Genomic DNA, 14,608 nt, shown 5'->3' with positions numbered 1-14,608 from the left:
TCAGCCTTCCTTGGCGAGCGGGATCGACTGCCCGCGGCTGAGGTCGCGCGAGACGAGGCGCAGGATGGCGGCGGCGCTGTCGGAAACGAGCGCCTTGTGCGCGGCGATCTGGCGGGCGAAATGGTTGTAGATGACGACGGCCGGGATGGCTGCGACTAGGCCGATGGCAGTGGCCAGCAGAGCCTCGGCGATACCGGGCGCGACAACGGCGAGGTTCGTTGTCTGCTTCTCCGCAATGCCGATGAAGCTGTGCATGATGCCCCAGACCGTTCCGAACAGGCCGACGAAGGGCGCGGTCGCGCCGATCGTGGCGAGGACGTTCACGCCGCGGGTAATGCGCCGGGTAACCAGCGCCTCGTGACGCTGGAAGCGGGAGACGACACGCTCCTTGATGCCTTCGGGATCGGAAAGCGCATCGCTGGACAGCCGCAGTTCGGCGATCGCCTCGCGCACCAGCGGCGTGAAGGCAAGGTTGCTGTCAAGAGTGGCGTCACGCAGCGAGCGCAGCGAGACGAGCTGGTCGTGCACCTGCTTTTCGGCAGCGTTGGCCTTGCGCAACTCCATGAGCTTGGCGACAAAGATCGTCCAGGTTGCGAGCGAGGCCAGCCCCAGCCCGATCATCACGAGTTTAACGAGCCAGTCGGCCTGCCAGAACATGGCCCCGACCGAAAGATTCTCGGGAAGGGCGACGGCGGCGGCGTGGGCCGGACTGGTCGCAAGCAGTGCAGCAATCATGGCAGGCACCCCAAGCCTCTTGCCAGTGATCATCTTATGTCCCCCTGATGTTCCGAGCATTGCGCGGAGATGTCTGCTCTATATTGTTGCGAGCCATTCGCATGATTTGCGAACGTTTGCAATAGATTCGCATTAGCGGATTTCGGGGCATGCTGGTCCTTTCCCCAAAAGTAGCGGAAAGTGTTGGAAAAATGCTCGGATGCGGGGCGACCGGCGACGTGGAACTAACCGCGCGGGAATGCGTTTATCGGCCTACTTTGCAGGGGTTCGCAACTTATCGACACAATTCGTTCCGGGTATCGGACGGACCGAAGTGCGTGCCTCTGTATCGAAATGGGCGAATCGCCTAGAATTAGCGCTTGTCAGGGCGAATCGGTTGTGATTCTATTGAGTTCATGATGACCATGCGGGGCGATAATACCATTGTGCGAAAGCGACTTGTGCAGGGACTGCCCGTGGCAGCGCTTCTGCTCATGGGTGCCTTTGCCGTGGCCGGACCGAGCGGTCTGCTCGCGTGGGGGGAAAACCAGCGCGTGCTCGAACAGCGCCGGACGAGCCTAGCGGACTTGCAGGACGAGCGTGATCGCTTGCGTAACCGGGTGAACCTGCTCGCACCGGACCACGTCGATCCTGATCTTGCCGGCGAATTGCTGCGCAGCAATCTCAATGTCGCCCGTCCCGACGAAAAGGTGCTCCTGCTTCCCTGAATTGAGTCCTCCCGCGCGTCCCGGAAAACGGGGGTTGTGCACTTTTTTGCAATGCTGGTTGCGCCGAATGGTACAAAAAGTGCTTTGAATTGCCCTCGATTCAGGGTTGGAACGCTTCCCGTATCCAAGCGATCTCCCTATATCGCGTGGACGAAGCCATCCTTACCCCAGGGGGAGCAGCATTGCCCAAAACAAAGACTGACGCCGCGTCCGGCACGACCGATACGCCGGTAACGCCAGCCACCCAAGACGACTTCGATCTCGGCAGCCTCCAGCAGGCCCTCGAAGGCGACAAGCGCTACAAGGCGGACAAGGAAGAGCTGCTCAAGCTCTATGAGCAGATGCTGCTCATCCGGCGTTTCGAAGAGAAGGCAGGCCAGCTCTACGGTCTCGGCCTGATCGGTGGCTTCTGCCACCTCTACATTGGCCAGGAAGCCGTTGCGGTGGGCCTGCAGTCCGCGCTCGACGGCGACAAGGACTCGGTCATCACCGGCTACCGTGACCACGGCCACATGCTGGCATACGGCATTGATCCCAAGGTCATCATGGCCGAGCTCACCGGACGTGCCGCAGGTATCTCCAAGGGCAAGGGCGGCTCGATGCACATGTTCAGTGTCGAGCACAAGTTCTACGGCGGCCACGGCATCGTCGGCGCGCAGGTGCCGCTGGGTGCAGGTCTTGCCTTCGCGCACAAGTACAACGAGGACGGCGGCGTCGCCATGTCCTACTTCGGCGATGGCGCCGCCAACCAGGGCCAGGTCTACGAGGCATTCAACATGGCCGCGCTGTGGAAGCTTCCGATCATCTTCGTGATCGAGAACAACCAGTACGCCATGGGCACCGCAGTCAACCGTTCCTCGGCCGAGACCCACTTCCATCGCCGCGGCAGCGCGTTCCGTATTCCGGGTATGCAGGTGGACGGCATGGATGTCCTCGAAGTGCGCAAGGCTGCCGAGATCGCGCTCGAATACGTGCGCGCTGGCAATGGCCCCGTGCTCATGGAGCTGAACACCTACCGCTACCGTGGTCACTCGATGTCCGACCCCGCCAAGTATCGTAGCCGCGAGGAAGTGCAGGGCGTTCGCGACAAGCGAGACCCGATTGAACATGCCAAGGCCGAGCTGGTCGAACTGGGCATGTCCGAAGATACGCTCAAGGACCTCGACAAAACCGTGCGCAAGCAGATTTCCGAAGCGGCCGATTTCGCCGAAAGTTCGCCCGAACCCGAAATGTCCGAACTTTATACTGATGTGCTGGTGGAGCGCTACTGATGGCGATTGAACTGAAGATGCCCGCGCTCTCCCCGACGATGGAAGAGGGCAAGCTTGCCAAGTGGCTGGTCAAGGAAGGCGATGAGGTGTCCTCGGGCACGATCCTCGCCGAAATTGAGACCGACAAGGCGACGATGGAATTCGAATCCATCGATGAAGGTACCGTCGGCAAGATACTTGTCGAGGAAGGCACCGAAGGCGTGAAGGTCGGCACGGTCATCGCCATGCTGGCCGGCGAAGGCGAAGACGCCTCTTCGATCGAAGCGCCCGCCGCGCCCAAGGTTGAAGCGCAGCAGGTCAAGTCGGACGTCATTCAGGATGTCTCGGCCGAAAGCGGCACCGCCAAGCTCGCGACTGAGGAAAAGCCCAAGAAGCGCGATCCTGAAGTGCCCCATGGCACCAACATGAAGACCTCGACGGTGCGAGACGCGCTGCGCGACGCGATGGCTGAGGAAATGCGCCGCGACGAACGCGTCTTCGTGATGGGCGAGGAAGTCGCCGAGTACCAAGGCGCCTACAAGGTGACCCAGGGCCTGCTCGACGAATTCGGCCCCAAGCGCGTGATCGACACCCCGATCACCGAGTACGGCTTTGCCGGTATCGGCACGGGCGCCGCGATGGGCGGTCTGCGTCCTGTCGTCGAGTTTATGACCTTCAACTTCGCCATGCAGGCGATTGACCACATCATCAACTCGGCCGCCAAGACGAACTACATGTCCGGTGGCCAGATGCGCTGCCCGATCGTGTTCCGTGGTCCCAACGGCGCGGCTTCGCGCGTGGGTGCGCAGCACTCGCAGAACTACGGTCCCTGGTACGCCAGCGTTCCTGGTCTCGTGGTCATCGCGCCCTATGACGCTTCGGACGCCAAGGGCCTTCTGAAGGCCGCGATCCGCAGCGAGGACCCGGTGGTATTCCTTGAGAACGAGCTGGTCTACGGTCGCAACTTCGAACTGCCCGAGCTCGATGACCACGTTCTGCCGATTGGCAAGGCCCGCATCATGCGCGAAGGTTCGGACGTGACCATCGTTTCGTACTCGATCGGCGTGGGTGTGGCTCTGGAAGCCGCCGAGAAGCTGGCCGAGGAAGGCATCGATGCCGAAGTCCTTGACCTGCGCACGCTGCGTCCGCTCGACAAGGAAGCCGTGCTGGAGAGCCTCGCCAAGACCAATCGCATCGTGGTGGCCGAAGAAGGCTTCCCGGTCTGCTCGATTGCCTCGGAGATCGCCTCGATCTGCATGGAAGAGGGCTTCGACGATCTTGACGCGCCGGTCACCCGCGTGTGCAACGAAGACGTTCCGCTGCCTTATGCTGCGAACCTCGAGCATGCCGCGCTGATCGACACCGACCGCGTGATCGAAGCGGTCAAGAAGGTCTGCTACCGCTGATCTTGACCGCTGCGGTTTGACCGCGGCGCAAGGACATGAAGAAGGGGCCTGTGACCACGCGGTCGCGGGCCCTTTTTCATGTCCCTCAGGCGGCGCTGTCGGTGAACTTGTCGCAGGATGAGACTGGCGCGTGGGCCTGGCCTTCAACCTGGTAGACCTGCGAGAGATCCCGGCTCGATCTCACCGTGTAGGAGGCGACGCTCTCGATCCGGCGCGCACCCATCAGGGCTTTGGAAATGAGCGGCTGATAGGTGTAGGCGATCTCCACGAAGACGACTGCATCGCCGCTTTGGGCGAGGACCTTGCGGTCGTCCGGCCCGATGCCGTCCGGGAGCTTGTCGCCTTCCTCTCCGTAGCTGGACACCATCTTCAGCGTGCCCATGCAGCGCTGCCAGTGGATGTACTGTTCTTCGTCCGCGTCGACTTCCAGGCTGCTCACAATCACGCGCCCGTTTTCGTACAGGTCCAAGCCCGATCCGGCCTGGACCTTGGCGCCGAGCAGCAGGTCGTTGATGTCGGCTTCATATATCTTGCGGTTTTCCAACGTTGATATGTCGCCGATGCGCGAGGCGTTGTCCGCCACCTGGACCGCCAACTGCCCGACGCGCAGCATTGTCAGCGAGTAGTTGGCAAGTTCGATCCCGGCCAGCCCCGCGCCCAGAAAGAAAGGAAGCACCAAGGCGGTCTCGGTCACCGCGACGCCCGCGCAGGAGGCGGGCAGGGCCTTGAGACGGCCCTTGATGCAGGAAAACGCGCTACGCAGGTGATAGATCATGGGCAGTTTGCGATGGTCGGCGGAGCGTCGTTGGTCTCGTAGGGCTGATTGCGCAGGACCGTGCGCGCGCGCATTGTGAAGGTGTCGCCCATGCCCAGGATCGCGGTGACCGGGAAGGGGCGGGGGTAGGTAACTTCGATTTCGTAAAGCACGGCATCGCGCGCCCCGCCCTGACCGTGCGTGCCCTGGCTCGTGTCCCATGTCCCGTTCTCATTGGCGTCCTCGAAAGGTTCGCCTTCACTGCACGTGCCATCGCCATTGACGTCGGTGAAGTCCTCGGGCGCACCAATGTCCGTGAACGAGGCGTAGGCCGTGCGCTCGAAAGTTAGCTCGGCGGCCGGCGCAATCGCAAGGACTGCCTCGCGCACCTGCTCGTCGAGTTGGCTTGCGCGGCCTGCGGCGCCCTCAATGGTGGAATCGCGCGCGGCCTTTTGGATTGAGCCTTCGAGCTGTTCGGCGGTGTAGACATTATAGCCCAGATCAAAGAGACCGAAGATCGTGAGCAGCATAACAGGCGCGACGAGTGCGAACTCGACTGCCGCAACGCCGCCCCGCTCACGCGCCCAGGTCTGGAGGAGCTCGCGCCGCGTCATTGCACGATCCTGAGGTCGCCCATAGCCTTGGCGATAGCGTCAAAGGCGTCGTTGAGTTGGGCCGCGTTGTCGGCCTGGAACCAGTGGCCCGGTCCCGCACAGGTCTTGAGCATGTCGGTCATCTCGGTGCCGAAGCCGATTACCCAGACGGTGATGTTCTTCTTCTTTACCTCGCTGCAGGCAAACGAGAAGCGTTTCTCCACAGTCTGTGTCAGCGTGTAGGGTGAGGAAGGGGACCAGCGCCGCTCGCTCAGCGGTTCGATGCCGTAGCTGCCGTAGCTGAGATCGTTCGGCGCCGTTTCGCCATCGGTGAGGAAGATCAGGTGGCGCGTCGTCGGGCGCTGGTTCACATCGCCATTCTCGCTTGCGAAGATCCCGGTGGGGGATAGCAGGCGTCCGCCCCAGATCATGCTGACGTCGTGGTAAGTGCTGCCTTCGGGCCGGAGCGATTCCACATAGCTGGCGACTTCGCCCGAAGTCATCTCGGCCAGCTTGTGCGCGCGTGAAGGACAGGCGGTGACGCCATAGTTGCTGGCCTGGATGTAGTCCTCGTCGGTCATGACCGGCTGCTTGGAAAAGCTACCCCCGGTCGCCTTCCAGGCGCGCTCGAAGGAAATCTCGTGAAGGATCGGGCGCCACTGGGTCGCGGGCTTGGAGGCTTCGGGAACGCGGTCGATGTCGAGGTCGAGCGCCTTGGTCAGATCGACGTTGTCGTAGTCGTTGATCTGGTAGGTATCGCGCTCTTCAATGCAGCCGCGAAAGCTCGCCGACATGTTCTGGGGCGTCGGGGAGGGGTTGCCAAACATGCGCACGCGAAGAGCGCCGCCCTTGTAGAGCGCGCTGCCCGAGGACCCCTTCAGTGAACGCACGTCGAGCGTAACGCTGTGGTATTGCCATTTGTAGACTTGCTTGGTCTCGACGCCATCTTCCTGCTTCAACGTGCGATAGACGTAATCGGTATAGTGGGTCGGGGTTACGGTGAAGCCGCCATCGGCGGGCGTGCAGGCGAAAGTGTCGCCTTTCACGCGCGTGTCCCACACCTCGTACCCGGTCCCCGAGCCATAGGCGATCATCTGCCAGGTCGCCGTGTCGCCGGGGCACTCGGTGTCGAACCAGCTTACGCTTGAAGTGCGCGTGCCGCTGATCGCCTGGTATGTGTACTTGTACTTCGGCACGGTTTCGGTCTTGCCGGTGCTCTTGGCGATGCGGCCCTCGTAGCTGGCCGTATCGACCATCCAGTCCGAGCGCAGCAGGTATCCCACATTGACGTTGGTGGAATAGGGCACGAAGCCGTAGCGGATACGCACACCCGGCGTCTTGCTGCCTTCCAGTTGGGCGTGGAAGTCCTTTACCACGCGGCGCAGGACCGCGATCTTGGGCTCGCTGTCCCCGGCATTGGTGAGGTCCATCGAGCCGGTCGTGTCCAGGACCATCATTACGTCGGTATTGGAGTAGTTGAGCTTCGCCTCGCAGCGCACGCGCACGGGAATATGCGTTTTCCCGAAGATGCGCATGATGGTGGCGGGCACCGAGGCGCTGGCCAGACCGGAGATCGAGAAGTCGTTCTCCAGCGCCATCTCGAAGGTCCGCTCGCGCGAGCCGTAGGCGCCTTCGCCGAAGTTGCCATTGAAGAAGCGATTGCCAATGACCGAGACTTCTATGGGAACCTTGCCGGTAGTCACCACCTGCGAGCCCAGCGCCTTGCGCGCGGCGAGCACACCCGAATCGCAGGCCTGTTGCAAGCGCGTCTCGGAAAGGTAGCTGCGCCCCATGTCGATCCCTCCACCGACGAGCGCGAGCAAGGGGGTGACTGCGGCTGCAAAGATCAGGAAGGTATTGCCGCTGCGCTCACGCGCAAGCCTTCGAAGGCAGGGCAGGGCCTGCCGCATGGTATCACCATGTCCCGGGGGACGTGTCCTATGGTTCATCGGTTGGTAAATGCCTGCTGGGAGAGCTCTGACCGAAATACCGCTAAAAACCTTATAAAATTGGGAGCAATCATAGTTAAAGTGCAGTCCGGCATTTTGCCGGATTGCCGGATGGTATCGTTTGCAATGTGGGCAATTCAGGAATGGCGAAAGTGCGCGGTTCAGGCGCTGGCTCCGACCTCGATGGCACGCGCGCAACGCTTGCAAGTGTGGCGGCGGAAGTTAAGAGACGCTGCTGTGTCTGAACAAAAATCCGCCGCCGGACCCGCTCCGCTGAGCCCCGCGCAGATCGAGGAAAGCCTGCTTGCCTCGCTTTCCCCGCTTGCCCGTCTTGCCCTGTCCTATGCGCCGCAACGTACACGCTTGCAGACGCTCGCGCTCTTCGCGCTCGATGCGCGGCTTGCCAACCTGCTGCGCCACTCCTCTGAGCCTATGCTGGCGCAACTGCGGTTCTCATGGTGGCGCGAGACGCTGGAGCAGGACGCGTCGGCCTGGCCGCAGGGCGAGCCCTTGTTGGCGGCCTTCCGCAGCTGGACGGGCGGACACCAAGGAGCGGTGGCGCTGGTCGATGGCTGGGAGGCGCTCACCGCGCCTGCGCCGCTGACGCACGGGGCTCTGCAATCCATGGCCGACGGCCGCGCAGGGGCCTTCGGTGCCTTTGCCAAAGAGGTCGGCTGCTCGGCAAAGGCAGGGCAGGCGGAGGCAATCGGTCGGGCCTGGGGGCTTACCGATCTTGCCGTCCGCCTGAGCAAGGAAGAAGAGCGCGCCGCGGTCGAGCGCCTCCTGTCCAACAACGGGGCGACGACGCGAGGACGCGTGCCGCGCGCGCTGCGCCCGCTCAAAATCCTCGAGGTGCTTTCGGCAAGGCGTCATGCCAAGGGCAGCGAAGAGGCGGCCCGTTCGCCCGGCGCGCTGGTGCGCGCCATCGGGGTCGGCCTGCTCGGGCGCTAGTTCTAATGAACAATCTGTAATTTTACGTATGTGCGGGGATCCGTCACTCTTCGATTTCGCGAAGGGGGGTAAGGATGAACCGCGTCGTGCTGGGAGCTTTCGGGGCCTTGTGTCTCGTCGCCCTTGGCCTGTTCTGGTTGCAGGGGCGCGCGCTTGTTGAGAGCGCTGCGCCGCCGCCCGATGTCATTCCCACGCTGGGGAGCGGGGATGACGATGCACTTCCGTCCTATGCGGCGGACGATCTGGAGCTCTTGGTGGGGCCTGCGCCGCCTGAGGCGGACGAACTTTCGCGCGAGCAGCGCCGATTTGCGCGTTATGACCGCGATAGCGACGGCCGCATCTCGCGCAATGAGATGCTCTCGACGCGGACCTCGGCGTTCCGCAAGCTCGACACCGACGGCAACAACCTGCTTACTTTCGAGGAGTGGGCCGTCACCACGGTGGGCAAGTTCGAGTACGCCGATGTGAATGGCAACGACTGGCTGACGCCGGGAGAGTTTGCGCGGACGGCACCTCCTCCGCCCAAACCCAAGCCGAAACCCAGGTGTGCCTGCGATTGAGCGCCCGCGCTTGTCCAGCGCTAGACGGGAAATGGGGGGCGTTGGACAGGTATTGCTTGGGTGTCAGGCCGCCGGGGTCAACCCGGCGATCCAGGGGCCGATCTCTTCCTTGGCGCGCGCGGTGTAGGCCTCCTTGCGCTGCTTCTTGGACACCTCGTGGAGCGGCGGGAACAGCCCGAAGTTGACGTTCATGGGCTGAAAGCTCTCGGCCTCCGCGTCGCCGGTGATGTGCGAGAGGAGGGCGCCCATCGCCGTGGTCGTGGGCGGGGCCTGCCAGGTGCGCCCGGTCAACTCGGCCGCCGTCATCAGGCCAGCCATGAGGCCAACTGCGGAACTCTCCACGTACCCCTCGCAGCCCGTGATCTGCCCGGCAAAGCGTACGTGCGGCGCGGTCTTGAGGCGCAGCTGGCGGTCAAGCAGGACGGGCGAATTGAGAAAGGTGTTGCGGTGCAGGCCGCCCAGGCGCGCGAACTCGGCGTTCTCCAGGCCCGGGATGGTGCGGAACAGGCGCACCTGCTCCGCATGTTTGAGCTTGGTCTGGAAGCCGACCATGTTCCACAGCGTGCCAAGCTTGTTGTCCTGGCGTAACTGGACGACGGCGTAAGGCCACCGGCCGTTGGGATGCTCAGGGGTTGCCCAATGCGGGTTGTCGAGACCAACCGGCTTCATCGGCCCGAAGCGCAGCGTTTCCACACCGCGTTCGGCCATCACCTCGATCGGCATGCAGCCGTCGAAGTAAGGGGTGTTGGCTTCCCAGTCTTTGAATACGGTCTTCTCGCCATCGACCAGGCCCTGGTGGAAGGCGATGTACTGCTCCTTGGTCATGGGGCAGTTGATGTAGTCCTTGGTGCCGCCGCCAACTTTGGAGGGCTTGTCCCAGCGCGAGGCCATCCAGCAGACGTCCATGTCGATGCTGTCGCGGTAGACGATGGGCGCGATGGCATCGAAGAAGGCGAGGCTGTCCGCGCCGGTGGCTGCGCCGATACTGCCGGCCAGCGCCTCGGCGGTGAGCGGGCCAGTCGCGACAATGGTAGTGCCCTCGGTCGGGAGCTGGTCGACGCGTTCGCGCACGATCTCGACATTGTCCAGGGCGGACAGGCGCTTCTCAACTTCAGCGGAGAACACGTCGCGGTCAACCGCGAGCGCGGAACCGGCCGGTACCGCAGCGACTTTGGCTGCGGCCATGATCAGCGAATCGCAGGCGCGCATTTCATGGTGGAGGAGGCCGACCGCGTTCTTCTCGTCATCGTCCGAGCGAAACGAGTTCGAGCACACCAGTTCGGCGAGGCCATCGGTCTGGTGCGCGGGCGTGCCTTCACCCGTGCCCCGCATTTCCGAGATGCGGACTTGAAAACCGCGACGGGCCAGCTGCCAGGCGGCCTCGCTGCCAGCCAGGCCGCCGCCGATGATGTGAACCTTCTGTGTCATGGTTGAGGCGCCTAGCCTTTCTGCTCGCTGGCGGGAAGAGGGGGATTGCGGGGCACGAACCCGATTTGGGGGGATGACTTGCCGGTCGGGAACGGACAAACAGGTATATTCAGGCGCTTGCATCCAGACACAGATGCGGCGTGGCGACGATGATGGAGGTTGCAAGACAGATATGCCCCGGCGCGCACTCGTGGAACGACGTCCCTGGCTCCTCACCAGCCTTGCGCTGGCGGTCGGGCATGCCTGGGTCCTTGTCTCGCGCACCCCGGTTCCCGGTGTATACTGGATTGTCCTGGAAGCGCTGCCATTCGGGTTGCTCGCGGTCTATGCGTTGCTGCGCCACAAGGGGCGCGACACCCAGCTTCTCGCCGCCATGCTCGGGTTCGAGGCATTGGCCGGTGCGCTGACCGGCTTCTACCCGGGCTTTGCGCGCATCGTACTGATGCTGGGCTGGTTTGCCGGGCTCTCGTTGTTTCTCAGCCATCGAAGTCACGATCCCGACATCAACCGGCGGATCGGTACGGGCGGACTTTTCCTGCTGACGCCGCTGCTGTGCTATTTCGCCGCGAGCCGTGTCGGCGTTCCTGTGCCGCTGTTCTATGGGCTCGCGCTGGGTGGACTTGCGGCCTCGGCCTGGATGAGCACCTTTGCGCAGAGCCGCGCCGGGGTGGGCGGCGTGCTCATCGTGGTCGGCGGCGTCCTCCAAATCACGGTGCCAGAATACCTCGCCGGAGAGGCGCCGCAGGCGGTGCTCGCCTGGCTGGCTCTCTATTTCGGCAATCTGGTTCTGGCGACCGGTGTCACCGGTGAGCTGCGCCAGCGTGAGGAAATCGCGCGGATCGATTGGGACGATTTTTAAGGGGGCAGGCAATTGCGAGGGCCATCGCCCTCGGTCACCCCCATAATGTCTAGCGCAGCTCTCGCGACCAGGTTGACGCGCGCAAGGCGGGGGCGCTCGTCAGGCCGGAAGAATTAGCTCGCCATCCGGAGCTCGTGAAACCGGGGCATGTGCCATCACGGCCGACATCGGAAGTTCGCCGTAGAGGTGGGGGAACAGCGCGCCACCGCGCGACACCTCCCAGCGGACGGCGCCTTCCAGCGTATCGAGGTTGACCGCGACAAGGTGCAGATCGTCCTGTCCGGCGAAGTGCTTGATTAGCGTTTCATTCACCTGTCCTGCGTCGGACAGGTGAATATAGCCATCGGCCAGGTCGATCGGCGCGCCTGTGAAAACCTGATCGCGCAGCAGCGTTTCCAACTGAGGCGCGGTCAGGATCTTGTAGGCGACACCGGTGGTCGCAGGGCCGTTGTTCATGCCTCGCTGTCGCCATCCGAAGCGTCGCCCTCAGGAGCCGGGGCATCGGTTGCCGGAGCTTCTACACCGGCCTCGACGGCGATTTCCTCGATCTCCTCTTCGGTCGCCTCATCGAGGCGCACCGCGCCCACGACATGCTCGCCCTTGGAGACGTTGAAGAGACGCACCCCAGCCGAGCCGCGCCCGATGACGCGCATGGTTTCAAGCGGGAGGCGGATCATCTTGGCCTGATCGGTGATGAGCATGAGCTGCTGCTCGCGCGTCGCCGGGAAGCTGGCCACGACATCGCCATTGCGTGCGATGTTGTCGATGTTGGTGATACCCTGTCCGCCGCGGCCGGTGCGGCGATATTCATACGCCGAGGACATCTTGCCATAGCCGTTGGCGCAGACCGTGAGGATGAATTCCTCGCGCTCGGCCAGTTCGGCCTGGCGCTCGTCGGACAGCGAGCAGGTGCCTTCGCGCTCACCCTTCCAAGGGGCGAACTTCAGGTACTCGTCGCGCTCGTCCGATTCGGTGCCAACACGGTGCAGAATCGAGAGCGATATGACACGGTCGTCGTCCTTGAGGTTCATGCCGCGCACACCTGTTGAGGTGCGGCTCGTGAATTCGCGGACCTGGTCGCCAGCAAAGCGGATTGCCTTGCCCTTGCGGGTGGCGAGGAGCACATCGTCGCTCGGATCGAGCAGCGCGACGCCGATCAGGTAGTCATCGCCTGGCGTGCCATCGGCGTTAGTGTCGAACTTCATCGCAAACTTGCCGTTGGAAGGAATGTTCGCGAAGGAATCCATGGCGTTGCGGCGCACGTTGCCCTTGGACGTGGCGAACACGACCGAGAGCTTGCCCCATTCCGCCTCGTCCTCGGGAAGGGCGAGAACGGTCTGGATCGTTTCGTCCTTGTCGAGCGCGGGTAGCATATTGATGATCGGACGGCCGCGGGTCGTGGGGCCACCTTCGGGCAGCCTGTAGACCTTGAGGCGGTAGACCTTGCCCGCGGTGGAGAAGAACAGAACCGGGTTGTGTGTGGAGGTAACGAACATCGTCGTCACCGCATCCGCGTCCTTGGTCGCCATGCCAGCGCGGCCCTTGCCACCGCGGGCCTGTGCCCGGAACGTCGAGAGCGGGGTGCGCTTGATGTAACCGTCCATAGTGACGGTCACGACCATGTCCTCGCGTTCGATCAGGTCCTCGTCGTCGATCCCGTCGAAGGCGGCGGTGATCTCGGACATGCGCGGCGTCGCGTAGGTGTCGCGCACGGCCTTCAGTTCACCCCGCATGACGTTGTAGAGCTTTACGCGATCAGCGAGGATCGAGAGGTATTCCTCGATCGCGGTGGCCAGTTCCTTGAGCTCGTCCCCGATCTCGTCGCGGCCGAGCGCGGTGAGCCGGTGCAGGCGCAGGTCGAGGATCGCGCGTACCTGGACTTCGGACAGGCGGTAGACACCGTCCGATTCCTCGGCGTTGGGCTCGATCGCCTCGACGAGGCGGATGTACGGCGCGATGTCGCCGATCGGCCATTCGCGCGCGAGCAGCTTGGCGCGGGCATCGGCGGGGTTGGAAGAGCCGCGGATGATCTTGACGACTTCATCGAGGTTCGAGACCGCGACAACCAGGCCGAGCAAGATATGCGCACGGTCGCGCGCCCTGTTCAGCTCGTACTTGGTGCGGCGGGTGATGACCTCTTCGCGGAAGTGGATGAAGGCCTGCAGAATGTCGCGCAGGCTCATGGTCTCGGGACGGCCGCCCCGGATCGCGAGCATGTTCGCCGCAAAATTCGACTGCGCGGGCGTGTTGCGCCAGACCTGGTTGAGGACGACCTCCGGCGAAGCATCGCGCTTGAGGTCAATGACCACACGCACGCCTTCGCGGTTCGATTCGTCACGGATGTCCGAGACGCCTTCGATGCGCTTGTCCTTGGCAGCCTCGGCGATCTTCTCGACCAGATTGTTCTTGCCGACCTGGTAGGGGATCGAGGTGAGGACGATCGAGCGGCGGTCGCCACGCCCTTCCTCGATCTCGTGGCGGCAGCGCATCATGATCGAGCCGCGGCCCGTGGTGTAGGCGTTGCGCGCGCCGCTCTTGCCCAGGATCAGCGGGGCGGTCGGGAAGTCCGGCCCCGGGATGATTTCGCACAGCTGTTCGTTGCTGGTGGTCGGATCGTCCATCAGCGCGAAGCAGCCGTCGATCACTTCGCCCAGGTTGTGAGGGGGGATGTTGGTGGCCATGCCGACCGCGATACCGCCTGCGCCGTTGACGAGCAGGTTGGGGAAACGGGCGGGAAGGACCGTCGGCTCGCTTTCCGAGCCGTCATAGTTGTCGGCGAAATCGACGGTGTTCTTGTCGATGTCCGAAAGAAGTTCGTTGGCGCTCTTGTCGAGGCGGGCCTCGGTGTAACGCATCGCGGCCGGCGGATCGGGGTCCATCGAGCCGAAGTTGCCCTGGCCATCGACCAGCGGCAGGCGCATCGACCAGGGCTGCGTCAGGCGGGCGAGGGCATCGTAGATCGCGCTGTCGCCATGGGGGTGGTATTTACCCATGACGTCACCGACGATGCGGCTCGACTTGCGGTAGGGCTTGCCTGCGACATAGCCGGCCTCCTGACACGCATAGAGGATGCGCCGGTGCACGGGCTTGAGGCCATCGCGTACGTCGGGAAGCGCGCGGCTCACGATCACGCTCATCGCGTAATCGAGATAGCTCGACTTCATCTCATCGACGATGTCGATACGAGCGTATTCGCCGTCGGGGCCGGTCGGGTCGAGGTTTTCGGTCTGTTCGCTCACGCGCTAATGTCGTCTTCTGCCAAGCATTCAGGAACGGATATTCGGCTCTAGGGCATGGATCCAGCGATTGCCACCACAAGCGTGCACATGGCGTCAATTCGTACGTTCTTTTCCACAAATTCAAGGTGTGACGCGCTGGCCGGGCGGCATTGTGCGCCCCCTTGGATGAGACGCCTG

Annotated in this window: 13 protein-coding genes; 6 read left to right on the top strand and 7 right to left on the bottom strand. The window is 63.2% G+C overall.

Going from position 1 to position 14,608, the window contains the following annotated elements; translation table 11 throughout:
- A complete protein-coding gene (exbB, locus tag FMM79_RS06790; RefSeq protein WP_305778393.1) occupies nt 1-735 on the bottom strand; it encodes a tonB-system energizer ExbB in 735 nt (244 codons plus the stop codon).
- Between the two features lie 455 nt (nt 736-1,190).
- Between exbB and FMM79_RS06785 the strand changes: the two genes are divergently transcribed.
- From FMM79_RS06785 to FMM79_RS06775, 3 genes are all read left to right on the top strand, one after another.
- Complete coding sequence (locus tag FMM79_RS06785) at nt 1,191-1,442, top strand: septum formation initiator family protein (protein ID WP_371710871.1); 252 nt, start codon at nt 1,191-1,193, stop codon at nt 1,440-1,442.
- A 182-nt stretch (nt 1,443-1,624) separates the two neighbouring features.
- On the top strand, nt 1,625-2,713 hold the full coding sequence (pdhA, locus tag FMM79_RS06780) for a pyruvate dehydrogenase (acetyl-transferring) E1 component subunit alpha (protein ID WP_148626746.1): 1,089 nt from the start codon (nt 1,625-1,627) through the stop codon (nt 2,711-2,713).
- Nucleotides 2,713-4,098, top strand: a complete 1,386-nt coding sequence (locus tag FMM79_RS06775; RefSeq protein WP_148626745.1) for a pyruvate dehydrogenase complex E1 component subunit beta — start codon at nt 2,713-2,715, stop codon at nt 4,096-4,098. Before pdhA ends, FMM79_RS06775 begins: the two co-directional genes overlap by 1 nt.
- Before the next feature lie 85 nt (nt 4,099-4,183).
- Here FMM79_RS06775 and FMM79_RS06770 read toward each other — a convergent pair whose 3' ends face one another.
- The 3 genes from FMM79_RS06770 to FMM79_RS06760 are packed head-to-tail and all read right to left on the bottom strand — an operon-like array spanning nt 4,184 to nt 7,355.
- Complete coding sequence (locus FMM79_RS06770) at nt 4,184-4,873, bottom strand: TadE/TadG family type IV pilus assembly protein (RefSeq protein WP_148626744.1); 690 nt, start codon at nt 4,871-4,873, stop codon at nt 4,184-4,186.
- Nucleotides 4,870-5,466 (bottom strand): TadE/TadG family type IV pilus assembly protein, encoded by a 597-nt coding sequence (locus tag FMM79_RS06765; RefSeq protein ID WP_148626743.1) that lies wholly within the window; start codon nt 5,464-5,466, stop codon nt 4,870-4,872. The genes FMM79_RS06770 and FMM79_RS06765 overlap by 4 nt, the downstream gene beginning before the upstream one ends.
- Nucleotides 5,463-7,355, bottom strand: coding sequence for a pilus assembly protein (locus tag FMM79_RS06760; protein WP_162528454.1), 1,893 nt, complete (start codon nt 7,353-7,355; stop codon nt 5,463-5,465). The genes FMM79_RS06765 and FMM79_RS06760 overlap by 4 nt, the downstream gene beginning before the upstream one ends.
- Nucleotides 7,356-7,631: 276 nt before the next feature.
- Here FMM79_RS06760 and FMM79_RS06755 point away from each other — a divergent pair, with 276 nt between their 5' ends.
- On the top strand, nt 7,632-8,345 hold the full coding sequence (locus FMM79_RS06755; RefSeq protein ID WP_240339024.1) for a squalene/phytoene synthase family protein: 714 nt from the start codon (nt 7,632-7,634) through the stop codon (nt 8,343-8,345).
- A gap of 74 nt (nt 8,346-8,419) precedes the next feature.
- Entirely contained in the window at nt 8,420-8,905 is a 486-nt protein-coding gene (locus FMM79_RS06750; protein ID WP_148626741.1) for a hypothetical protein, read from the top strand.
- 63 nt (nt 8,906-8,968) lie between these two features.
- Here the strand turns inward: FMM79_RS06750 and trmFO are convergent, their stop codons facing one another.
- Nucleotides 8,969-10,333 carry a methylenetetrahydrofolate--tRNA-(uracil(54)-C(5))-methyltransferase (FADH(2)-oxidizing) TrmFO gene (gene trmFO, locus FMM79_RS06745; RefSeq protein WP_148626740.1) on the bottom strand — a complete coding sequence of 455 codons (1,365 nt, stop codon included), beginning with the start codon at nt 10,331-10,333 and terminating at the stop codon, nt 8,969-8,971.
- Between the two features lie 172 nt (nt 10,334-10,505).
- On the opposite strand from trmFO, the gene FMM79_RS06740 reads away from it, so the two are divergent.
- The gene (locus FMM79_RS06740; RefSeq protein WP_148626739.1) at nt 10,506-11,192 is read left to right on the top strand and encodes a hypothetical protein; all 687 of its coding nucleotides are present in this window, start codon (nt 10,506-10,508) and stop codon (nt 11,190-11,192) included.
- 99 nt (nt 11,193-11,291) lie between these two features.
- Here FMM79_RS06740 and FMM79_RS06735 read toward each other — a convergent pair whose 3' ends face one another.
- A complete protein-coding gene (locus FMM79_RS06735) occupies nt 11,292-11,648 on the bottom strand; it encodes a DUF952 domain-containing protein (protein ID WP_148626738.1) in 357 nt (118 codons plus the stop codon).
- Nucleotides 11,645-14,356, bottom strand: a complete 2,712-nt coding sequence (gene gyrA / locus FMM79_RS06730; RefSeq protein ID WP_371710874.1) for a DNA gyrase subunit A — start codon at nt 14,354-14,356, stop codon at nt 11,645-11,647. The genes FMM79_RS06735 and gyrA overlap by 4 nt, the downstream gene beginning before the upstream one ends.
- Nucleotides 14,357-14,608 lie beyond the last annotated feature (252 nt).

The sequence above is a fragment of the Novosphingobium sp. BW1 genome (assembly GCF_008107685.1).
In the GTDB taxonomy this organism is placed as follows: Bacteria; Pseudomonadota; Alphaproteobacteria; order Sphingomonadales; family Sphingomonadaceae; genus Novosphingobium.
This window is presented reverse-complemented; position numbering and strand designations above follow the sequence as displayed.